Raw genomic sequence first — 23,087 nt, 5'->3', positions numbered from 1 at the left:
CATAAATATATAGTAGGATTAATGTCGCTGGCACTATTTACTCAGTCTTGTAAAAAGGAAATGATTGATGTGAATACAAATCCAACCACATTACCAGATGCCAGTCCCGAAATCTTATTTACAGGGGCAACCAATGACTTTAATTTAGGATCCCGATCCAATACCTCTCAAAAATATGGTTCTACTATGGTCTACATGCAGTATGTAGTTCCAGATGGAGTAGATGTCAGTGGATTATCTAAAGCCTACTGGACCCCTGGAAAACCGACTGGTCCAAACCCAGGTTTTCCATTTTATAATGATTATTATAATGGAAATGGTAGGGACATGCATCGCATTATAGATAAGATCAATGCCTTACCTGATGCTCAAAAGGCAACCTACCAGGGTTTAAAAGCAATCTGTTCTATTGTAGATACTTATCAAGCCTGGAAAGTAGCTGATATCTTTGGCGCCTTACCTTATACACAGGCTTTTAAAGATGTCCAATATCCTCTTCCGATTTACGATTATGATTACAATTTATATAAAACTTTTGATCAGCAGTTAAAAGATGCGGCCACGGTGCTAAAGAGCAGTACCGGACAGTTTGCTTTAGGTAATCAGGACTTTTTCTACAACGGAGATTATAGCAAGTGGCAGGCATTTGCCAATACGCTGCGCATAAAAATCGCCCAACGTTATGAAAAAAGAGATCCTGCACAGCTGTCTGCGGTACTTACCGATATCGCATCAAATTTTGCTGGAAAGATCATTTCAACAAACGATGAATCTTTTGGTTACAACCAGACCAGAGACTGGAACAACAATGTGGATGACATCAATGTAATTTTATTCTCTTACAATGCTTCTTTTCCCTTTGTTGAATACTTAAAATCAACAAACGACCCGAGAATTGCTTTCATGGTTCGCCAAAATGATTTTGGAACAAATTACAAGAATTATGTAACGGTTCAAAAACAAGGAGACGCAGCAGCTCAGGCTGCCTTAACATTGCCTGAAAATAATATCCGATATTGGGGTAAACATACTTTTCCAGCATCTGCGAATCCTGTAAGTTATGGAATAACTGGTGGAGATCGATTCAAAACTTTTACAATTAATATTGCTTCTAATAAAACTGCGACACAAACTTTAGGAATTTTATCTGCCATCCAAAGCCGCTTATTTGTTAAAAATGGTGGATTCGGTGGCTTTGACGCACGATCTTCAAAAGATTTAATGCACGATGACGAGGCCTATGTTGATGGAAGTACGATCAAAATGAGAACCCCTTACCTTACTTATGCCGAAACTTGTTTTATGATGGCAGAAATTGCAGAAAAGGGAGGGAATGGTCTGGGTAAAACAGCTTCACAGTGGTTTTATGCTGGCGTACAAGCTTCTTTTGATGCTTATAAAGCTGCTGCAGTTGCAACGAATGTACCAAATGCTGCTGCAACTGTTATTGGGAGTTTTGCAACAAACCTTCCTTATAAAGGTTTACCTAGTATCTATTCGCAAGCTTGGGTAAATTACTTAATGCAGCCTGAAGAATCCTGGGCCATGTGGAAAAGAACAGGGTATCCACAGTTCACTAATGTTAGACCTGGAAATAACGGAAATATAGCCGATGGGTCTTCTATTGCTTATCTGGAAAGTGTATGGGATGGTACCCAGAATTTATTGGCACCAAGAAGAAACTCACTCGATTTAAGTACAGGATCCAACCTGAACTCTGCAAATTATGCTGATGCCATTAAAAACATGATGACTAAAGATGCCAGTTATGGAATATCTGCACAGGATACCAAAGGCAGAATCTGGTGGGATAAACAATAAAAGAATAAATGCGCTCATTGGTTAGTTATTTAAAGCAGAAAGCCGCCTTGATGGGCGGCTTTGCTTTTATATACGGCTTTCCTTTTAACTTTTTTCTATCAGACACTTCGGCTCATGCCGGATTGGAAAGTTACAGGAATTTGCGATGAAGCACATTTTATTGGCCTGCTCGTGTAGTGCATTCGCTTTTGAAACCGCATTTTCATCCGTGATGGTCACTACCGGATTCAAGATCACTTCAGTAAAATATCCACTACCGTCTGCATTCTCGGTCATCTTTCCAATTGCATTGTCTTTGTAATCTAATACAATAATATCATTCTGAGAGCAGAGGTGAAGATACCAAAGCATATGACAGGAAGATAATGAGGAAACCAGCAGGTCTTCCGGATTGTGCTTAGTCCTATCTCCCATAAATGCAGAGTCTGAAGAGCCATGAATGTCATTTTTATGTTCAATAGAAATCACATAGCTTCTGTCATAAGAACGGTAGTCCATCGTTCCTGATCCTTTATTACCTGTCCATACAAGGTTCGTTTGATATTCGTGCGTCTTAGCCATAACTGATCTCTTTATTCTTAATATTTAGTTGCCTCCAATTTAAGATTCTCCCCCCTCTTTTCCCAATTTTTCGCATTAATTTTCGCTTATCCGGGTTAAAGATTGGTTCGCAGCGTTTCAGCAGATCGGCAGGATACAAGACCTTGTACTATGGTTTTCAGGAGCACTTAGAGAGATTTGGTATATAAAATACATACAAGCAGTTCAAAATCAACAACATTTATAAAAAAAAAATTTTCAATAATAGAATATTTTGTATCTTTGCAGTCCCTAACGGGAAAAGGAGATTAAATTTTTAATGGCAAAAAAACAAGTAGCAGAAAAAGAACTAGAGGCTAAAAAAGCCGAATTGCAAGGTGCAGACGCACGTCTGACTGAGAAAGAAACCATTGAGTCAGAAGCTGATTCAGTGTCGATCGAGCAGATCAAATCATCATTAGCTACCCCAGATCAAGATTTTGATTGGGATGCAGACGACAAAGTTTTCGGAAAATATTCTGACGAGGACCGTAAAAAGTTCGAGGATATGTACACCGATACTTTCAATCAAATCAACCAAGGTGAAATCATCAGCGGTATTGTTGTGTCTATCAACAATAAAGATGTAGTATTGAACGTAGGATTTAAATCTGACGGTCTTGTGTCTACTTCTGAGTTCCGTGATACACCGGACCTTAAAATTGGCGACAAAGTTGACGTTTTCGTTGAAGCACCTGAAGATGCAAATGGCCAGTTAATCTTATCTCGTAAAAGAGCTAAAACTCAAAGATCATGGGAGTCTATCAATGAGGCTCTTGAAAACGACAGAATCATCAACGGATTTGTTAAAAGCCGTACTAAAGGTGGTCTTATCGTTGACATCATGGGTGTTGAAGCTTTCTTACCTGGTTCTCAAATTGACATTAAACCTATCCGCGATTACGATGTATACGTGGGTAAAACAATGGAATTCAAAGTTGTTAAGATCAACCACGAGTTTAAAAACGTAGTTGTATCTCATAAAATCTTAATCGAAGACGACTTAGAAAGCCAAAAAGTTGAAATCGTTTCTAAACTTGAAAAAGGTCAGGTATTGGAAGGAACTGTTAAAAACATTACTGACTTCGGTGTATTCATTGACTTAGGTGGTGTTGACGGTTTACTACACATTACTGATATTTCTTGGGGCCGCATAGAGCATCCAAAAGAAGTATTGAGCTTAGACGAGAAAATCAACGTTGTTGTTCTTGACTTCGATGATGAGAAAAAACGTATTGCATTAGGCTTAAAACAATTGACTCCTCACCCTTGGGAATCTTTAGATGCTAACTTAGCTGTTGGTTCTAAAGTTAAAGGTAAAATTGTTACTGTAGCTGATTACGGTGCTTTCTTAGAAATCATCCCAGGAGTAGAAGGTTTGATCCACGTGTCAGAAATGTCATGGTCTCAAAACTTACGCAGCCCTCAGGAATTCCTGAAAGTTGGTGATGAAATCGAAGCTGAAGTTTTAACTTTAGACAGAGACGAGCGTAAAATGAGCTTGGGTATTAAACAATTAACTCAAGATCCTTGGCAAAATGTTGCAGAGAGATATCCTATCGGAAGCAAACATACTGCAGTAGTTAAAAACATGACTAACTTCGGTGTATTTGTTGAAATTGAAGAAGGAATTGATGGATTAATTCACATCTCTGATCTTTCATGGTCTAAAAAAGTAAACCACCCTAACGAATTCACTAAAGTTGGTGATACATTAGATGTTGTTGTTCTTGAATTAGACGTAGAAAGCCGCAAATTAAGCTTAGGTCACAAACAATTAGAAGAAAACCCTTGGGATACTTTCGAAACTATCTTCACGATGGATTCAATCCACCAGGGAACTGTTGTTAAAGTAACTGATAAAGGTGCTGTTATTGCTTTACCTTATGGTGTTGAAGGTTTCGTACCTACAAAACATATGGCTAAAGAAGATGGTTCTGTAATCAAAGCTGAAGAAACTAATGATTTCAAAATCATCGAGTTTAACAAAGATGCTAAACGTATCGTTGTTTCTCATGCCCGTATCTGGGAAGAGGCTAAAGCTGAAGCTGTTGCAGAAGAAAGAGCGACTAAGAAAAAAGAAGCTAAAGCATCTAACAGTGCAGTGAAAAAAGTTAAAGATTCTGTTGAGAAATCAACATTAGGCGATTTAGGTGTACTTGCTCAATTAAAAGAGCAAATGGAAGGTGAAGAAAGCAAAAACAAAGCTAAATAATCTTTAAAGCTTATATATAAAAAGCATCCCTTAACCGGGATGCTTTTTTTTTGCTATTTTGGGAGATCAAACTGAATTTTATTATGAAGATCCTCTATACTTTTATACTTAGCCTGTTCTTATGTCAGGTCAGCCAGGCGCAACTCCCAAATCTGATCCCTCGACCCGTAAGCTTAAAAGCGGGTGCTCCGGAAAACAGATTTTCCTTAACTGGGAGCACATCCATTTTAATCAGCGATACTACCCTCAACAAATCATCCTCCTATTTAGCTGGATTTCTCCAAAAATATTATAATATTTCCCCCACTACGGTATCGTATTCAGCAAGTGAAAACAAGACCAATGTGATCAGCCTGATCAGAACGGCAAGTGTTAGCCCAAATAAGGATCAATATACTTTATCTGTATTAAAAGACGGCATTACCATTTCCTCTTCAACAAATGAAGGCATTTTTTATGGTGTCCAAACACTGATCCAGCTACTGCCCCTTAGCGCAGAAAATCCACTCTCCATTCCAGCTGTAGAAATCTCGGACTACCCGAGGTTTAGTTACAGAGGTATGCACCTTGATGTAAGCCGCCATTTTTTTGACGTGGCATTCATAAAGCAATACATTGATTACCTTGCTCTGCATAAAATGAACTACTTCCACTGGCACTTGACCGACGACCATGGCTGGAGGATTGAAATCAAAAAATATCCGCGACTTACTGAAGTGGGTGGCTGGCGGGATGGTTCTATTATCGGTCTGTATCCCGGAACTGGAAATGACCATATCAGATATGGTGGCTTTTATACCCAGGAGCAGATCAGAGAGATAATCAAATACGCCCAGGATCGTTATATCACCATTATACCTGAAATCGAAATGCCTGCACATAGTATGGCCGTTCTTGCAGCCTATCCGGAATTTGGAACTGACCCATCTAAAAAGTACGAAGTGGCCCAGACCTGGGGAATCTTTAACAAATTCAATAATGTCCTGCAGCCCACAGAACAAACCTTTAGCTTCCTGGAAGATGTTCTTACAGAAGTTATGCAGCTTTTTCCCTCTCCTTACATTCATATTGGAGGAGATGAGGGTTCAAAGATCTGGTGGAAACAATCTGCCCTTTCGCAGCAAATTATGAAAGACAATAAATTGAAAGACGAAAGTGCCCTCCAAAGTTATTTCATACACCGGATAGAAAAATTTGTAAACAGCAAAGGGAAAAACATAATTGGATGGGATGAGATTCTTGATGGTGGACTGGCACCTAATGCTATTGTGATGAGCTGGAGAGGAGAAAAAGGTGGAATAGCAGCAGCCAAACAGCAACATAAGGTGATCATGACACCGGAAAACATGATGTATTTTAACCACAGCCAGTTCCTTAAGGACGACTCACTTACTGCAGCAAAATATCTACCCCTGGATATTGTTTATAATTATGAGCCGGTCGCAAAAGAACTTTCTCCAGCTGAAGGAAAATATGTCTGGGGAGGTCAGGGCAACTTATGGTCTGAATACATCACCAATCCGGCGAAAGTGAACTACATGCTTTTCCCAAGATTAGATGCCCTGAGCGAGGTATTATGGAGCCCAAAAGAAAGCAAAAATTTCACCGACTTCCAACGACGCTTAAAGACCCAGTTTAAACGCTATGATCTGATGAACATCAATTACAGCAAAAGATACCTGGATCAGTAGTTATAAAAATTTTGCTTTAAGTTCTGGGGAAGGTATCATACAAGTTTCCGATCGTCCCCAGATCTTGTAACGATATTTAGATATCATCTTATAGAAAGCATCTCTAATAAAAGCAGGAATGACGATCAGTCCATAACACAATGGCCATAAACCGCTGAGTTGCCTTACAATCCTCAAAGCTGCTGTAGAACGGGTATAAAGCTTACCATTTTCAAGCAGAAGGATCGTATTTGAATCTAAAGCGCTAATTTTAAATTCCATTAAGTGCTGTTTTGCATGCTCATTCTGTAAAGCAGAAAACATAAAATAATCTTTAACATCTCTCTTGATTACAAATTGCACAGAGGCATTACACAAATTACAAACACCATCAAAAAATATTATTGCCCGCTCCATCCTCAAAGTTAAGCTTTTAGCATGGAACCGATAGTCAAAACGATATCAATTCACAATTAAATTCAAAAAGCAATTACAGATTTCAATTCGATTTTCTATATTTGCCTAATCCTTTAGTCAATGCAAAAACGAACCCTGCTAGACGGAAAAAAATTCCAGATCACAATTAAGCGACTTTGTCATCAGCTAATTGAGAATCATACTGATTTTTCAAATACTGTTCTAATTGGAATACAGCCAAGAGGCAGTTATTTCGCCGACCGAGTTAAACAAGAACTTTCCGAAATTCTCCAGACTTCTACGATCAAGAAGGGTAATCTCGATATTACTTTTTTCAGAGATGATTTCAGACGGAAAGATGGCATCGTATCGGCCAGCAGCAATACCATAGATTTTATTATTGAAGACCAGAACGTGATCTTAATTGACGACGTGCTTTGGACTGGACGTACCATCCGTGCCGCACTGGACGCACTCCAGGCTTACGGAAGGCCCGCAAAAGTAGAACTCATGGTGCTTATTGACAGAAGATTTTCCAGACATGTACCTATCGAACCAGATTATATTGGTCAGCAGGTAGACAGTCTGGATTCGCAGCTGGTTAAAGTAAGCTGGAAAGAGACAGAAGGTGAAGACAAAGTAATTTTATTATCAGAAAGACATAAATAGAAATGGCAGCAGACAAATTATCAACCCGACATCTTTTAGGCATTAAAGATATTAACCGGAATGATATTGAATTGATTTTCGAAACTGCAGACAATTTCAAAGATGTCATCAACAGGCCGATCAAACGGGTACCTTCTCTGCGGGATATCACTATAGCAAACATCTTTTTCGAAAACTCCACCCGGACTAAACTTTCCTTTGAGCTTGCGGAAAAAAGGCTATCTGCCGATGTGGTTAATTTTGCCGCTTCCTCCTCTTCTGTTAGCAAGGGGGAAACGCTGATTGATACCGTAAACAACATTCTGGCGATGAAAGTGGACATGGTGGTGATGAGACACCCCTATGCTGGTGCCGGAGTGTTTCTGAGCAAACACATTAATGCTCAAATCGTAAACGCTGGAGACGGCGCGCATGAGCACCCTACTCAGGCCTTATTAGATGCTTTTTCCATTCGTCAGAAACTAGGCGACGTTGCTGGCAAAAAAGTAGTGATCGTTGGAGATATTTTGCATTCCAGAGTAGCCATTTCCAATATTTTGTGCCTTCAAAAATTAGGTGCGGAAGTAATGGTTTGCGGACCAACTACGCTCATTCCTAAATTCATGAGTAGCCTTGGGGTAAAAATTGAACACGACCTGAGAAAAGCCCTGAACTGGTGCGATGTGGCAAATATGTTGCGCATCCAGTTGGAAAGACAAGACATCAAATATTTTCCTTCATTAAGAGAATATGCCATGATGTATGGTTTGAATAAACAGATTCTGGACAGTCTGGATAAAGAAATCATTGTAATGCACCCAGGCCCGATTAACAGAGGTGTGGAGATCACCAGTGACGTGGCAGACAGCAAACAATCTATTATTCTGGAACAAGTAGAAAATGGAGTAGCGGTAAGAATGGCGGTACTTTATCTCCTTGCTTCTCAACGGGATTAAACTCCTTTTAAGCTTTTTTATACCAATTTTAACAAGTTTACGTTAAACTGTGTTATCAACACATGTTAATTTCTAATGTTAATAAGCAGCTATAGTATATTTATATTAGCAGCAACCATATTTGAAACCCGATGCAGAAAAAATACCTTTTTATACCGCTTTTATTAGCAGGAAACTTTACCGCAGGCTATGCCCAGTTCGGTCCTTTAGTGAACCTCAATAAAAATTACCAAAGTGGGTTAGAGTTACTTGACAATGAGAAATATGTAGCAGCAGCACAACAATTTAAACTGGTAGAACAGTCCAGATTAAAACCAGCTGCACAGCAGGAAAGCAATGCTGAACTCACTTTGTTAAAAGAAAATGCCAAATTCTATGCCGCCGTTTGCGCCCTGGAACTGGGCAATGCCGATGCAGAAAACCTGTTTCAGAGCTTTATTAAAGATTATCCTCTGAATCCAAATACAAAGCTTGCTTATTTTCATGTTGGCAAGTCCTATTTTGCGCAAAAAAACTATCAAAAAGCGCTAGAATGGTTTGAGAAAACTGATCCTTCTACCCTTTCTCAGAAACAGCGTGTTGAATACCAATTCAAACAAGCTTACTCCTATTTTGAACTGAATAATCTTGAAAAAGCGGAGCCTCTTTTTGAAGCGGTTAAGAAAGAAGAATCTCCTTATAAAGAGAGTGCCATCTATTATTTTGCTTATATCAATTACATCAATAAGGAGTATAAAACTGCTCTGGCTAATTTTGAAAAGTTAAAAGGTTCACCTACTTATCAGGCCAGTTATCCTTATTACATTACCTCTATGTATTATCTTGACGAGCGTTATGACGATGTAATCAGCTACGCTATTCCGGTTCTGCAGACTTCGCAACAACAGTATGAAGCTGAAATGCTGAGCCTGATTGCGGCTTCTTATTTTGCAAAATCGGACTATAGAAATGCAGAGAAATATTTTGCTGATTATTATGCAAAAGACAAATCCGGAACTGTAAACAATTTATTTCTTTACCAGTACGGTTATTCCTTATTCCAGCTAAAAAAATACAAGGAATCGGTTGCAGTACTTGAAAAATTAAACAATGATGATGTTTATCTGCAAAGTGGTATGCATACGCTTGGACGTGCCTTTCTGGAGCTGAAAAACAAAGAAAAAGCTAGAAGTGCGTTTTTCAGAGCGTCAAGACTTGATTTCGATAAATTTATACAGGAAGATGCCTGGATCAATTATGCGAAACTGAGTTACGAACTGGAATTCAATCAGCAGGCACTGGAAGCGACTCAAAATTTCTTAAAACAGTTTCCAGGCTCTAAGAAGATCAATGAGGCGAAAACCTTATTGGGAGAGATCTTATTGAGCAGCAAGAACTACCAGGCAGCTATAGATATCCTGGAACCTATCACCAATAAATCGCCCGAAGCCAAAGAAGCTTACCAGAAAGTGACTTACTTCAGAGGTTTGGAATTCTACAATGAGCGTGCATTTCCAAATGCGCTGTCTATGTTCCTTCGTTCAGCGAAATTCCCTGAGGATCCGGAAATTCTTGCTTTAAGTACTTACTGGAGAGCAGAAGCAGCTTATGAGCTGCGCAAATTCGGCGAGGCTGTTAAAACATTCGAAGCATTCCTGGCTATGCCCGACGCGGACAAGACTAAGGTTTACAATTTTGCAAACTATGCCCTGGCCTATGCAGCCTTTGAAGATGAAAAATATTCCAAAGCAGCCAATTATTTTGAACGCTTTTTAAATGGGAATGACAAAGACGAAAAGACAGTTAACGATGCAACCATCAGACTGGCCGACTCGTATTTTGTAAATAAAAGTTATGACAATGCGTTGGTGAACTACAATAAGATCATCAGTCGTAAAACAACCGGAGAAGATTATGCTTTATTCCAGAGAGGAATGATCCAGGGTCTGGAAGGTCAGGATGATGCCAAGATCGGAACAATGCAAGACTTGCTTAAACAATTCCCGGGTTCTAACTATGCTGACGATGCTGGTTTTGAGATGGCTTATACTTATTTCAATAAAGGTGACCTCGACAAATCTAAAACAGATTTAACGGGTTTGATCAGCAAATACCCGCACAGCAGTTATGTACCACGCGCTTTGGTGACTATTGGTCTGGTGCAATACAACCAGGATCAGGATGATGCGGCTCTGGAGAGCTTCAAAAAAGTCATTAACGAATATGGCAGTAGCGAAGAAGCCAAACAATCCTTAGAATCCATCAAAAACATCTATATGGACAAAGGAGATGCAAATGGCTTCATTGCTTATGCGAACACCACTCCTATTGGAAATTACACCGTTGCAGACCAGGATAATATTGTATTCCAGGCAGCCAATAACCGTTACCTGAAAGGTGATTTCCAGGGGGCATTTGAAGCCATCAATGCTTACTTCGATAAGTATCCTAAAGCAATTCATGATAAGGAGGCTAAATTTATCCGTGCAGAGTCCCTTGTGAAATTAAACAGAGGCGATGAAGCTGTTCCGGATTATGAATACATTCTGAATGATTGGACCAGCGATTACACAGAACGTTCTCTGGTGAGTATTTCTGATCTTTTCTTAAAACAGAAAAAGTACAATGAGGCCATCGTTTACTTAAAAAGACTCGAAACTTCTGCAGATTACAAAGTGCATTACAACTACGCATTAAACAATCTGTTAAAAGCTTATGCAGCCTTAAATATGCCTGATGACGTCATTAAATATGTACAGTTAATTAAAGAATCTGATAAAGCTTCGGAAGAAGAAAAAAACAGTTCAGACTTGTATGCTGGTAAGGCTTACCTGTTAAAAGCGGATACCACTATGGCCATCAAATCTTTAAGCAGTGTGGTCAACAAAACCAAAACGCTGGCTGCTGCTGAGGCTAAATATACATTAGCTGCCCTTCAATATGCCAAACGTGATTACAAGACATCTCAAAAAACATGCTTTGATCTGATCAACAATATGCCTTCTTATGACTATTGGGTAGCAAAAGCATTTATCCTGTTATCGGATAATTATCTTGCCCTTAAGGACAAACTACAGGCAAAAAGTACGCTCTTAAGTATTATTGACAATTACGATGGCAAGGATGATATCGTTCCTACAGCCAAAGCGAAACTAGAAAAAATTAAATAAGCGACCAGACATGAGATTTAGCAAATTACTATATACAACAGCCCTTTTTATTACTGCAGGGACTTTTAGCCTGCAGGCCCAGGATACCAAGACAACGGAGAAGAAAAAAGACGATAAGACCATTGCAGAAGAAATTGAAGTGGTAAGGCCGTACAAGCCGGTCTTGGCAGAAGCCGTAAAATTAAGACGGAGCCCGGACTTAAACGATGTAAAAACCTATAAAGCGAAGTTCAATTATGGTTTAACAGACCGTAAACTGGAACTCAATTCTGACATCAATAAACTACAGGCACAACAACTGGCAGATGAGCGTAAAGCCGAACTGGTGAATAATTACCTTAAAGCTGGTTTTGGCAGTGCTTCTACCAGTATGGCAGAAGCCTATATCAATCTGGGTGGAGATGAAGCCCTGCAAGCAGGAGGCTTTTTCAGACATTTCGCTCAATCAGGAAAGCTAAATGAACAAAAGTTTAACCAACAGGAATTCAGTGTTTTTGGAAGAAGTATCCTTGATCAGGTTACCCTGAGCGGCAGATTAAATTACCAGAGAAATGGTCTGGCTTTTTACGGACAGGATCCAAACAATTCCTTTCAAAACCTTAGCCCGGAAAAACAAGCCTTTAATTTCTTCGAAGCAGAAGGTGAAGTAGCCAGTAAATATACAACCGATGAAAATGCATTAAGTTACGCTGCAAAAATAAACGGTTATATCTGGGGCGATAAGTTTAATGCAAAAGAAAACTCTGTCGTTTTAAATGGCTATTTGAACAAGCGCATCAGCAGTTTCAATCTTGGTTTGGCCACGTCTATTGAACTGGGCAAAACCCAGGATCTTTTGGTCAGCGTAGGTAACAATATTTTCAAATTGAACCCGTACATCCGCTTACAGACAAATGGTGTAAAGATCAATGCAGGGATTAATTTCGTACAGGAATTTGGGGCCTTCTCCGAAACCAGGATCTTTCCTGCAGTAACTGCAGACTTTACCCTGATTCCAGATTATCTGCAAATTTTCGGAGAGTTAAAAGGCGATGTTAACCGCACTTCTTTAAAACAGTTAACGGATGAGAACCCATTTTTAAACAGCAATATTGAAATTCAGAATTCTGTAGAAAAACTAAGTTTTGCAGCAGGTATTAAAGGTACAGGCGGCCCTGGATTTGGATACAAAGTAAAAGTATACCACAAGGAAATTTCACAAATGCCTTTGTTTGTAAATGATTTCGCTACGCCTTACAAATATGATGTGATCTATGACTTTGGAAATATGAAACTTCTGGGTCTGGAAGGTGAAATCTCCGTGCAGGTAAGTAACGCCTTAAAATGGACAGGTAAAGTCAACCTGGAAAATTACAAACCTGCATCTGAATCTGAAAGCTGGTTTAAACCTCAGCTTAGGGTAAGTTCTAATTTATTGTATAACTTTAATGATAAGTTGAGTTTCAATGCAGCAGTAGCTATTCAAGACGATAGCAAAGCTAAAATATACACTGCGCAACCTGCTGTTCCTTATGTAATTCCTGACCGTGATATAGAAACCACAGTAAATGTAAAAGGTTTTGTAGATCTGGGTGTTGGTGCTGGCTACAAGATCAACAATAAATTCTCTGTTTTTGCAAAAGCCAACAACTTGCTGAACAATACAACCAATGGCAGATTCTTGTACTATCAGCCAATTGGGGTTAATGTCTTCGGCGGATTGACCTATTCTTTCTAGCCGGTTTTCAATTAATAATTGGTTGATAAAGAATTAAAATTTATTTTTACCAGAATGGATATATTATTGTACTTAGCAGAGCTCCTTCAAACTCATAAAGAAGTTGGACTTCCGGAACTGGGAACTTTCTTCAAAAAGAAATCTCCCGGACGGTATGATGCTGAGTTACATTCTTTTTTGCCACCCAGTTATGTATTGCATTTTAAGCAGGAAGTAACTGAGGAGGCATTGGTATCTGAGTATATCAGCAAAGAACATCGCATATCCTTAGATGCCGCCCACCATTACCGTGACCAGTTTATTTCAAAAGTGAAGCAGGAACTGGAGCAAAATGGAGAAGCTGATTTAGGTTCTTTAGGTAAATTACACAAATCTACAGACGGGATCCGGTTTGAAGCCAATCCTAAGGCCAATCTTGGTTTTGACTTTTACGGGCTTCCGCAGGTTAAAGAGATAGAAAACATACCAGTTCCAGAGCCTGTTAATCCTCTTGAACAGGTCGTAGAAGAAAATCTCGTAGAAGAGGAGAATCCGGGAAATTTGCCGGCAGAAGTGATCTATCATGAGGATGCAGAAATTGCAAAGGCAGAAGAAGAAAGACATATCGAAGATACAACACTTTCGGTACCTATAGCTCCTGTTTCAGAATCAGAAGAACCCAAAGAAGAACAGGTTCTTCAAGAAGTTGCAGAGGCGTCTGTTCCACCTGTCCAAATCCTCTCCACTCCTGCTCCCGAAGTACAACCTCCTGTTCAAACCCCTCCTTTCTATAAGGAACCAGATGTTCTTCCAGAGGAACCCAGACGAGGAACCCCTGTTTACCTTAAAGTTATATTGGGTGTACTGATTGCCCTGATCGCTTTAATGGTTGCCTTCCTGCTTCAGCCGCAATGGTTTGATGCACTGACTGGCAATAAGATGGCTCCGGAGCAAGCAGCTGCACCAAAAAGCAATATCAAGACTGATGTTAAAGATAGTCTGAACACCAAAACAGATTCCGTTGCATCTTCCGACTCTGTCAAAAAAGACACGCTAAAAACAGTCACCAAAACAGCTCCCGTTAAGGTAACTCCAGCAAAAGTAGCAACTGCCGCTCCTGTAACTCCCCCGATTGTTATTCCTGAGGGCACCACTTATGAAATTATCGGCTCTTCTGTATATGGAGAGAAAGCTGCCCAGGATTTTATAGCTTACATGAAAAGACAATGGGGCATAGATGCCAAAATTGTAGACCAGAGACCCGGGAAGAAAATAAAGATCAGTATTGCTTCGTTTAAAGAAGAGACGACTGCCCGTGCAGAACGCAAGAGGTTAGAAGAGAAAATAAAGATCTCCGGATTATACATTTATACCGACACACACAAATCAAAATAATATGATCACATTGCTACAGGGGGCCAGTGATACTGCGAACCAAATGATTGATACCGCTAATGCTGTAAAACAAGCCGTAACACCCGCACCACCGGAACTTCACTTTATTGACCTTTTATTCAAAGGAGGTTGGGTAATGATCCCGCTTGCACTCCTTGCATTTTTAGGTCTGGTTATTTTTACCGAAAGGTACCTAACCATCAGAAAATCCTCTAAAACAGAGACCAACCTTATGCTCCAGATTAAACAGTACATCCACGATGGAAGGCTGGAGAATGCTATAGCCCTTTGCCGCAATACCAACTCTCCTCTTGGACGAATGCTGGAGAAAGGCCTGAAGCGCATTGGACGCCCAATTAAAGATATAGAAGCTGCCATTGAAAACGTAGGTAAACTGGAAGTTTCCAAACTGGAGAAAAATATTGGCGTTCTGGGTATCATTGCAGGTATCGCACCTATGCTTGGATTCGTTGGAACAATCATTGGGGTAATTACAATTTTCCATGATGTATCCATCAAAGGAGCCATTGAAATTGGAACCATTTCCGGCGGTCTGTATACAAAGATGATTACTTCTGCAACAGGTCTGATTATTGGTATCATTGCTTACGTATTGTACCATATCCTGAACATGATGGTAGAAAGGATCATACTTAGAATGGAAACTGACGCTATCGAGTTTATTGATTTATTAGAAGAACCAGGAAAATAATGAATCTGCGTAAAAGAAAAAAAGGCACAGTTGAAGTGCATACTTCTGCACTTAACGACATTATGTTCTTTCTGCTGTTGTTTTTTCTGCTTGCATCTGCAGTAGTTAATCCAAAGGTTGTGAAGCTTTTGCTGCCCAGATCTGAATCAGGACAACAATCTAATGCACAAAAAACAATCACCGTTTCTATTGACGATAAACTGAATTATTTTGTAGAGAAACAAAAGGTAACTTTGGAAACACTTAAACCGGCCGTAGAAGCTTATCAAAAAGCTTCCCCTGATTTAACCATTGTACTTTATGTAGCAAGAGGGGTTTCCATAGAAAACACGATGCAGGTTTTTGATGTTGCAAATCAGTTAAAACTTAAGGTAGTATTGGCTGTTGAACCTAAAAAGTAATGACATACAATAAAGAAGAAAATAATTATCCAAAAGCACTAGCCATATCCACCGGGATCATGGCTGTGTTGCTGATTCTAAGCTTTTTCATTGTTATAGGTTCTTTTAAACCTGTAGAAGAAGCTGGAATGGGTGGTATGGTTGTGAATTACGGCACCTCCGTTACAGGTATGGGTTCAGATTACACCAGTACTGAAGAACCTTCTGCAGACCCTAATGCCAATAAAAAAGTCCCGGATAAAGTTGTTCCGGAAAAACCGACCATTGAACAACCCGTTACACAAACGAGCGAAAAAGAAGTGGTTACCCAAAACACAGAAGAGTCCGTAAATATTCATACCAAAAAAACAAAAACCACTGCCCCCCCTACCGCAACAGTAGAGGATAAAAAGCCGGCAAAGCCAACCATTAATCAAAATGCTTTATATAAAGGTAAAGCCAACAAAGGAACTGGTCAGGGTGATGGAACCGGAGATACCCCGGGCAACCAGGGTAGTGTAAACGGTGATCCGCTGAGTAACAAATACGGAGAGGGCGGTTCAGGTTTTGGAGAAACACCTATTGCGCTGAGGAGATTCACTAATTTAGTTACCCCTCATGACGATGGACAAAAGACAGGAAAGATTGCTGTCCGGATTTCTATCAACAGAGATGGAGTAGTCGTGAACGCTGTACCTGGCGTTAAAGGAACTACACTGAATGACCGCGACCTATGGCAGAAATGTAAGGAAGCCGTAATGGGTGCCCGTTTAAACCAATCTGACAATGCACCTGATTTACAGATCGGTGTCGTAGTTTTCAACTTTAAAGTAAAATAGCCCATTCCAATTGCTTTTGTGATGACCTACCCGCAAACCCTGGATTATCTGTACAGTAAACTCCCGATGTTTACCCGTATTGGAGCCGTCGCTTTTAAAAAAGACCTTCACAATACGCTGGCCATGTGCCAGGAACTGGGAAATCCTCAGCATAAATTTAAGACCATCCATGTTGCCGGAACGAACGGTAAGGGATCTACTTCACATATGCTTGCTGCTATACTTCAGCAGGCAGGTTACAAAACAGGCTTATATACCTCCCCTCATTTAAAAGATTTCAGAGAGCGGATCCGGGTAAACGGAAAAATGGTTTCGAAACGCTTTGTAACCAATTTCGTTGGGCAACAACAGGCTGTTATAGAGTCTTTGCAGCCTTCCTTTTTCGAGGTTACAGTGGCCATGGCCTTCTCCTGTTTCGCAGAAGAAAAAGTAGACATTGCCATTATTGAAGTCGGTTTGGGCGGAAGGCTCGACTCCACCAATATCATCACTCCGGAGGTATCAGTGATCACGAATATTAGCCTTGATCATACCAATATGCTGGGCAATACTTTAAAAGAAATTGCTTTTGAGAAAGCGGGGATTATTAAACCTGGAATTCCGGCAGTGATCGGAGAACACCATCCGGAAACAGATCCGGTATTTATTCAAAAAGCAACTGAAACCGGGAGCCCTCTATTTTTCGCGGAGGACGAGTTGACACTTTCTTCCATAAGAAACAGTAAGGCTTATCTGATCACTTCTATACTCAACTCTACTGGCACTTTGCTCAAAGATTTGCAGCTGGACCTGACCGGAACTTACCAGTTAAAAAATATCCTTACAGTCGTTCAGACTGTACAGCTTTTAAAAAAGCTGCACTATACTATTTCAGACGAGGCTCTTTTTAAAGCCCTGAGAAGTGTTAAGAAGATTACCGGTCTACAAGGCAGATGGCAAATTCTTAGTCAATCTCCGCTCATTATTGTAGATACCGGACATAATATTGCAGGCATCACAGAAGTGCTCCAAAATATCCGCAATACGCCACACCAGCAACTCCACATGGTTATTGGTATGGTAAAAGACAAGGACATTAATGGTGTACTATCTCTGCTGCCAAAAGACGCGAACTATTATTTCACTCAACCAGATTTGGAAAGGGCATTACCCGCAGAAGAACTGGCTTCACAATCTGGTAAACATCATCTTAAGGGCAAAACCTTTAAAATCATAAAGGATGCTTTAAACGCTGCAAAAGCTGCCGCCCTTCCAGGCGACCTGATTTTTGTAGGCGGAAGTACCTTTGTTGTTGCTGAAGTTATATAATTTCTTTACAATTGCTTAATGAACGACTTCAATAGGAAGTCGTTACATTTGCATCCTAATCATTCAACTACAAATCCAGCCTGACCAATCTTTATGGAAAATAGGCCTGACTAGAAGAAATTAAGTACTAATGAAAAAAACATTCCTAAAATTTTCTGCCTTGCTCTTGTTGTGCACCCCTGTATTGGCTCAACACAAAACGGCAAAAAAACCTTCATCCACCACAACCAATTATCCCGCTGCTATTAGCCGTCCTAAACTCGTTGTTGGTTTAGTTGTAGACCAGATGAGATGGGATTACCTGTACAGATATTATGAAAGATACGGTTCAGGAGGATTCAAGAGACTCATTAACGAAGGTTTCTCTGCAGAAAACACTTTTATCCCTTATCTGCCTACCTATACCGCTTGCGGACACTCCAGCGTGTATACAGGATCTGTTCCTGCAATTAATGGTATCATTGGAAACAACTGGTACGATCCTGAATTGGGCAGAGATGTATATTGTACAGAAGACAAGGATGTAAAAACCGTAGGCAGCAGTTCAAACGCAGGAGAGATGTCTCCAAAAAATCTGCTGTCCAATACCATTACAGATGAACTCAGACTTTCTACAAATTTCAGAAGCAAAGTTATTGGTATCTCCTTAAAAGACCGGGGTTCTATTCTACCTGCCGGGCATTCTGCGAATGCAGCCTACTGGTATGACGGTGTTTCCGGCAACTGGATCACCAGTACTTATTATATGCAGGAACTACCTTCATGGGTGTCTGCTTATAATCAGCTGCGAAAAACTGATGCCTACTATGCTAATGACTGGAATACTTTGTATCCGATCAACACTTATGTACAAAGTTCAGGCGACGATAAATCTTATGAAGGATTATATAAAGGTGAAGACAAATCCACTTTCCCGCACATACTGAAAAATTCCATTGGTAAAAATTATGACCTGATCAGAAGCACCCCTTATGGTAACACCATGACTCTGGACCTGGCTAAAAAGGCTATTGCCGCTGAGAACTTGGGAAAAAACACGGTTACGGATTTCCTTGCGGTCAGTTGCTCTTCGACAGATTATGTAGGCCACCAATTTGGACCTAATTCTATCGAGGCAGAAGATACTTACTTAAGACTGGATAAAGATCTGGCAGATTTTTTTAATTACCTGGATCAAACCGTAGGTAAAGGCAATTATCTGTTCTTCCTTACTGCCGACCATGGTGCCGCCCACGTCCCTGGCTTTCTGGAAGAGCACAAATTACCGGGTGGGATTTTAAGCAACAGACAACTGGCAAAAGAGCTGAATACCGAAATCGAAAAAGAATTCAAGCTAAAAAACAGTGTGCTGATTGTTATGAATAATGAGGTAATCTTCGATCACCAGTTAATCAGCGATAACAAGGCAGACTTTGAAAAAATTAAAGCTTTGGCCATCAACCACCTCAAACATCAGAAAGGCATTATGGATGCCGTTGACCTGACTAAAATCAGCAATGCAACCCTCCCGGAAGAATTAAAAAGAAGATTGTCTAATGGCTATAATGCCAGAAGAAGTGGTGAAATTTATTTTATCTCCAAACCAAACTGGTTTGATGGTGGAAATACTGGAACCACCCATGGTGCCTGGTACCCTTACGATGCGCACATCCCATTGGTATTTATGGGCTGGAAAGTAAAAGCAGGTAAAACCAATAAAACCCATTACATGACAGACATTGCCTCTACATTGGCGGCAATGCTGCACATTCAAATGCCAAACGGCAGTGTAGGCGAGCCCATCACAGAACTCACTCATCAATAAAATAAGAAAGCCGCATAACCTGCGGCTTTCTTATTTTTAGTACCTTTGTTGACCAAGTATAATCCAATCTATGGAACACATTCAGATCTATAAACCTAAAAATAAAATACGTTTTGTAACTGCCGCTGCACTATTTGACGGACATGATGCAACAATTAACATTATGCGCCGCATCCTTCAATCTTCCGGTGCAGAAGTGATCCACCTGGGGCATAACCGTTCTGTTGATGAAGTGGTGAACTGCGCCATTCAGGAAGATGTTCAGGGTATTGCTATGACTTCCTACCAGGGAGGCCACATGGAGTATTTCAAATACATGCATGATCTGCTTAAAGAGAGAGGTGCACCACACATCAAGATATTTGGGGGCGGTGGAGGAGTTATCCTCCCTTCTGAAATCCAGGAACTTCAGGATTATGGAATTACCCGAATCTACTCACCAGATGATGGAAGAAAAATGGGTTTGCAAGGTATGATCAACAACATGCTGGAACAAACCGATTATGTGACAACTACCTCAGTTAACGGAGACCTGAAAAAAATACCCCACAAAGAAGTAAAGAGCATAGCAGCAGCCATAACAATTGCAGAAAATGATCCGGAAGGTGCACAAGTCTTTGTGAACGAGCTAAAAAAGCTCACCAAAGCCAATCATGCCCCTGTTCTAGGCATCACGGGAACAGGTGGCTCTGGAAAGTCTTCTCTTGTAGATGAACTGGTCAGAAGATTTTTAATCGAAGTCAAAGATAAAACCATGGCCATCATTTCGGTAGACCCCTCTAAAAGAAAAACCGGAGGCGCCTTACTTGGTGACCGGATCCGAATGAATGCCATCAACAATCCAAGAATCTATATGCGTTCCCTTGCCACCAGGCAAGCCAATCTGGCCTTGTCCAAGAACGTTCAGGAAAGCATCGACATTTGCAAGGCAGCAGGCTATGACCTCATCATTGTGGAAACATCTGGTATTGGACAATCCGATACGGAGATTACCGAACATTGCGACGTTTCTCTGTATGTAATGACCCCAGAATTTGGGGCAGCCTCCCAACTGGAGAAAATCGACATGCTTGATTTTGCAGACCTGGTTGCCATTAACAAATTTGATAAACGTGGTGCACTTGACGCCCTAAGGGATGTACGCAAACAATATAAACGTAACCATAATCTTTTCGATGCCAAGGATGAAACCATACCCGTTTATGGTACCATGGCCTCTCAGTTCAACGACCCGGGAATGAACAATTTATTCACTTCTTTAATGGAAAAAATTAAAGAAAAAACAGGAGTTGACTTTAAAGCCCAGATGATTCTTACAGCAGAACAATCAGAAAAGATCTATATCATCCCTCCCGACCGGATCAGGTACCTTGCCGAAATTGCAGAGGCGAGCCAAAGCTATAATGATTGGGTTGACCAGCAAAGTACCATTGCACGGAAACTTTACCAACTGCAAGGGGTTTTAAGCCTTTCTAAGGAAAACATTTCTTCAAAAGCCCCAACGATCAATGCAGACACCCATAAAGCCCTGGAAGAGATTTATAGCCATTTAGAAGAGCAACTGGATGGACAGTGCAGGAGATTACTAAGAGAATGGCCAGAAACCAAACTCAAATACAAAGCTGAAAACTTCATTTATAAAGTACGCGATAAAGAAATCAAACAGCCATTATTCTATGAATCATTATCCAAATTAAAAATACCAAAGGTTTCACTACCAAGATATGAAGATTGGGGAGATATCTTGCGCTGGCTGCTCACCGAAAACGTACCTGGCGAATTCCCTTATGCTGCTGGTGTTTTCCCACTTAAGCGTGATGGTGAAGACCCAACAAGAATGTTTGCAGGAGAGGGCGGGCCAGAAAGGACAAACAAACGTTTTCATTATGTCTCCCTAGGACAACCTGCACACCGCTTATCTACCGCATTTGATTCTGTAACCTTATATGGAGAAGATCCGCACATTCGTCCGGATATCTATGGGAAAATAGGAAATTCAGGGGTAAGCATTGCCACGCTTGATGATGCCAAAAAGTTATATTCCGGTTTTGACTTATGTGCACCTTCCACATCTGTTTCTATGACCATCAATGGCCCTGCACCAATGTTATTGGGCTTCTTTATGAATGCCGCCATTGATCAGCAGTGTGAAAAATACATCGTTGAGCATGGGCTGGAAGAAGAAACAGAACAAAAAATTGCCGCCATATACCTGCAAAAAGGGATTACAAGACCTACCTACAGCGGAACATTGCCTGCAGGAAACAGTGGACTGGGACTGATGTTACTTGGTGTAACAGGCGATCAGGTTCTGCCAGCGGATGTCTATTCAAAGATTAAGGCGCATGCCATCAGCACCGTAAGGGGTACTGTCCAGGCAGATATATTAAAAGAAGACCAGGCACAAAATACCTGTATTTTCTCTACAGAATTTGCCTTACGTATGATGGGAGATATTCAAAAATATTTCATAGAAGAAAAGGTCAGAAATTTTTATTCCGTATCTATATCCGGTTATCATATTGCAGAAGCGGGTGCAAACCCAGTTTCACAATTAGCCTTTACCCTAAGCAACGGCTTCACCTTTGTAGAATACTATTTAAGCAGAGGTATGCATATTGACGATTTTGCCCCTAACCTATCTTTCTTCTTTTCCAATGGTATAGATCCAGAATACTCCGTTATAGGCCGTGTGGCTAGAAGAATCTGGGCCAAAGCGATCAAAAACAAGTACAAAGGTAATGACCGTTCACAAAAACTAAAATACCATATTCAAACCTCCGGCCGCTCGCTGCATGCGCAGGAGATTGATTTTAATGACATCAGGACTACATTACAGGCCCTCTATGCCATCTACGACAATTGTAATTCCCTTCATACCAATGCTTACGATGAAGCGATTACAACACCTACAGAGGAGTCTGTAAGACGGGCCATGGCCATACAACTCATCATCAACAGGGAACTTGGACTTGCCAAAAATGAAAATCCTTTACAGGGTGCCTTTATTATCGAAGACCTTACTGAGCTTGTTGAAGATGCTGTATTGCAGGAATTCAAAAGAATTAATGACAGAGGTGGAGTACTTGGCGCCATGGAAACCATGTATCAGCGTGGCAAGATACAAGAAGAGAGTCTCTACTACGAAACGCTTAAACATACGGGTGAATATCCTATAGTAGGCGTAAATACTTTCCTGAACAAAAACGGCTCTCCAACGATTGTTCCTGGTGAAGTAATTCGCGCTACAGAAGAAGAGAAGCAATATCAAATCACCGCATTAAAAGCCTTTCAAGACAGAAACGCATCCCTTACCGCGCAAATATTGACCCAATTGCAAAAATCGGCTATAGAAGGTAAAAACATCTTTGAGGAGCTGATGGAAGTATGTAAGGTATGCTCGCTTGGGCAGATTTCAAATGCGCTCTACCAGGTTGGCGGACAATACAGGAGAAATATGTAATCAACCTCCAATTTTATAAAAGAAAAGGCCTGAAT

At 40.5% G+C, this 23,087-nt stretch carries 16 protein-coding genes; 14 read left to right on the top strand and 2 right to left on the bottom strand.

The features are described 5' to 3' along the window. Window positions 1-1,821 (top strand): SusD/RagB family nutrient-binding outer membrane lipoprotein (locus tag DBR11_RS03885; RefSeq protein ID WP_146186449.1); only part of this gene is annotated, 1,821 nt, incomplete at its 5' end. 84 nt (window positions 1,822-1,905) lie between these two features. Here the strand turns inward: DBR11_RS03885 and DBR11_RS03880 are convergent. Beyond that, window positions 1,906-2,382, bottom strand: coding sequence for an OsmC family protein (locus DBR11_RS03880; protein WP_108550305.1), 477 nt, complete (start codon window positions 2,380-2,382; stop codon window positions 1,906-1,908). Between the two features lie 298 nt (window positions 2,383-2,680). On the opposite strand from DBR11_RS03880, the gene rpsA reads away from it, so the two are divergent. Further along, window positions 2,681-4,615, top strand: coding sequence for a 30S ribosomal protein S1 (rpsA, locus tag DBR11_RS03875; RefSeq protein WP_108550304.1), 1,935 nt, complete (start codon window positions 2,681-2,683; stop codon window positions 4,613-4,615). 83 nt (window positions 4,616-4,698) lie between these two features. Next, a complete protein-coding gene (locus DBR11_RS03870) occupies window positions 4,699-6,306 on the top strand; it encodes a beta-N-acetylhexosaminidase (protein ID WP_108550303.1) in 1,608 nt (535 codons plus the stop codon). Here DBR11_RS03870 and DBR11_RS03865 read toward each other — a convergent pair whose 3' ends face one another. Beyond that, window positions 6,307-6,702 carry a thiol-disulfide oxidoreductase DCC family protein gene (locus tag DBR11_RS03865; protein WP_108550302.1) on the bottom strand — a complete coding sequence of 132 codons (396 nt, stop codon included), beginning with the start codon at window positions 6,700-6,702 and terminating at the stop codon, window positions 6,307-6,309. It lies immediately after the preceding gene. Between the two features lie 120 nt (window positions 6,703-6,822). On the opposite strand from DBR11_RS03865, the gene pyrR reads away from it, so the two are divergent. From pyrR to DBR11_RS03810, 11 genes are all read left to right on the top strand, one after another. Continuing rightward, window positions 6,823-7,371 (top strand): bifunctional pyr operon transcriptional regulator/uracil phosphoribosyltransferase PyrR, encoded by a 549-nt coding sequence (gene pyrR / locus DBR11_RS03860; protein WP_108550301.1) that lies wholly within the window; start codon window positions 6,823-6,825, stop codon window positions 7,369-7,371. Window positions 7,372-7,373: 2 nt separating this feature from the next. After that, window positions 7,374-8,306: an aspartate carbamoyltransferase catalytic subunit gene (locus DBR11_RS03855; protein ID WP_199233750.1), complete on the top strand. Its 933-nt coding sequence runs from the start codon at window positions 7,374-7,376 to the stop codon at window positions 8,304-8,306. A 131-nt stretch (window positions 8,307-8,437) separates the two neighbouring features. Next, on the top strand, window positions 8,438-11,455 hold the full coding sequence (locus DBR11_RS03850) for a tetratricopeptide repeat protein (protein WP_108550299.1): 3,018 nt from the start codon (window positions 8,438-8,440) through the stop codon (window positions 11,453-11,455). 10 nt (window positions 11,456-11,465) lie between these two features. Beyond that, entirely contained in the window at window positions 11,466-13,172 is a 1,707-nt protein-coding gene (locus DBR11_RS03845; protein WP_108550298.1) for a TonB-dependent receptor, read from the top strand. 54 nt (window positions 13,173-13,226) lie between these two features. Continuing rightward, a complete protein-coding gene (locus tag DBR11_RS03840) occupies window positions 13,227-14,546 on the top strand; it encodes a hypothetical protein (protein ID WP_146186448.1) in 1,320 nt (439 codons plus the stop codon). A gap of 1 nt (window position 14,547) precedes the next feature. Beyond that, complete coding sequence (locus DBR11_RS03835; RefSeq protein WP_108550296.1) at window positions 14,548-15,258, top strand: MotA/TolQ/ExbB proton channel family protein; 711 nt, start codon at window positions 14,548-14,550, stop codon at window positions 15,256-15,258. Next, complete coding sequence (locus tag DBR11_RS03830) at window positions 15,258-15,659, top strand: biopolymer transporter ExbD (RefSeq protein WP_108550295.1); 402 nt, start codon at window positions 15,258-15,260, stop codon at window positions 15,657-15,659. The genes DBR11_RS03835 and DBR11_RS03830 overlap by 1 nt, the downstream gene beginning before the upstream one ends. Then, window positions 15,659-16,477, top strand: a complete 819-nt coding sequence (locus DBR11_RS03825; protein WP_108550294.1) for an energy transducer TonB — start codon at window positions 15,659-15,661, stop codon at window positions 16,475-16,477. Before DBR11_RS03830 ends, DBR11_RS03825 begins: the two co-directional genes overlap by 1 nt. Before the next feature lie 21 nt (window positions 16,478-16,498). Then, complete coding sequence (locus tag DBR11_RS03820) at window positions 16,499-17,785, top strand: folylpolyglutamate synthase/dihydrofolate synthase family protein (protein ID WP_108550293.1); 1,287 nt, start codon at window positions 16,499-16,501, stop codon at window positions 17,783-17,785. A 130-nt stretch (window positions 17,786-17,915) separates the two neighbouring features. Continuing rightward, complete coding sequence (gene pafA / locus DBR11_RS03815; protein WP_108550292.1) at window positions 17,916-19,589, top strand: alkaline phosphatase PafA; 1,674 nt, start codon at window positions 17,916-17,918, stop codon at window positions 19,587-19,589. A gap of 70 nt (window positions 19,590-19,659) precedes the next feature. Continuing rightward, complete coding sequence (locus tag DBR11_RS03810) at window positions 19,660-23,052, top strand: methylmalonyl-CoA mutase family protein (RefSeq protein ID WP_108550291.1); 3,393 nt, start codon at window positions 19,660-19,662, stop codon at window positions 23,050-23,052. Window positions 23,053-23,087: the final 35 nt, after the last annotated feature.

Origin of the sequence: Pedobacter sp. HMWF019 (genome assembly GCF_003061025.1) — a bacterium.
Taxonomy (GTDB): Bacteria; Bacteroidota; Bacteroidia; order Sphingobacteriales; family Sphingobacteriaceae; genus Pedobacter.
The sequence above is the reverse complement of the archived record's forward strand: the minus strand, read 5'-3'. Positions and strand labels throughout refer to the sequence as shown.

What these genes read in the sequence shown, in the direction of transcription:
- DBR11_RS03880 (WP_108550305.1), bottom strand. Translation starts at nt 2,382, where the DNA reads ATGGCTAAGACGCACGAATATCAAACGAACCTTGTATGGACAGGTAAT.
- rpsA (WP_108550304.1), top strand. Translation starts at nt 2,681, where the DNA reads ATGGCAAAAAAACAAGTAGCAGAAAAAGAACTAGAGGCTAAAAAAGCC.
- DBR11_RS03870 (WP_108550303.1), top strand. Translation starts at nt 4,699, where the DNA reads ATGAAGATCCTCTATACTTTTATACTTAGCCTGTTCTTATGTCAGGTC.
- DBR11_RS03865 (WP_108550302.1), bottom strand. Translation starts at nt 6,702, where the DNA reads ATGGAGCGGGCAATAATATTTTTTGATGGTGTTTGTAATTTGTGTAAT.
- pyrR (WP_108550301.1), top strand. Translation starts at nt 6,823, where the DNA reads ATGCAAAAACGAACCCTGCTAGACGGAAAAAAATTCCAGATCACAATT.
- DBR11_RS03855 (WP_199233750.1), top strand. Translation starts at nt 7,374, where the DNA reads ATGGCAGCAGACAAATTATCAACCCGACATCTTTTAGGCATTAAAGAT.
- DBR11_RS03850 (WP_108550299.1), top strand. Translation starts at nt 8,438, where the DNA reads ATGCAGAAAAAATACCTTTTTATACCGCTTTTATTAGCAGGAAACTTT.
- DBR11_RS03845 (WP_108550298.1), top strand. Translation starts at nt 11,466, where the DNA reads ATGAGATTTAGCAAATTACTATATACAACAGCCCTTTTTATTACTGCA.
- DBR11_RS03840 (WP_146186448.1), top strand. Translation starts at nt 13,227, where the DNA reads ATGGATATATTATTGTACTTAGCAGAGCTCCTTCAAACTCATAAAGAA.
- DBR11_RS03835 (WP_108550296.1), top strand. Translation starts at nt 14,548, where the DNA reads ATGATCACATTGCTACAGGGGGCCAGTGATACTGCGAACCAAATGATT.
- DBR11_RS03830 (WP_108550295.1), top strand. Translation starts at nt 15,258, where the DNA reads ATGAATCTGCGTAAAAGAAAAAAAGGCACAGTTGAAGTGCATACTTCT.
- DBR11_RS03825 (WP_108550294.1), top strand. Translation starts at nt 15,659, where the DNA reads ATGACATACAATAAAGAAGAAAATAATTATCCAAAAGCACTAGCCATA.
- DBR11_RS03820 (WP_108550293.1), top strand. Translation starts at nt 16,499, where the DNA reads ATGACCTACCCGCAAACCCTGGATTATCTGTACAGTAAACTCCCGATG.
- pafA (WP_108550292.1), top strand. Translation starts at nt 17,916, where the DNA reads ATGAAAAAAACATTCCTAAAATTTTCTGCCTTGCTCTTGTTGTGCACC.
- DBR11_RS03810 (WP_108550291.1), top strand. Translation starts at nt 19,660, where the DNA reads ATGGAACACATTCAGATCTATAAACCTAAAAATAAAATACGTTTTGTA.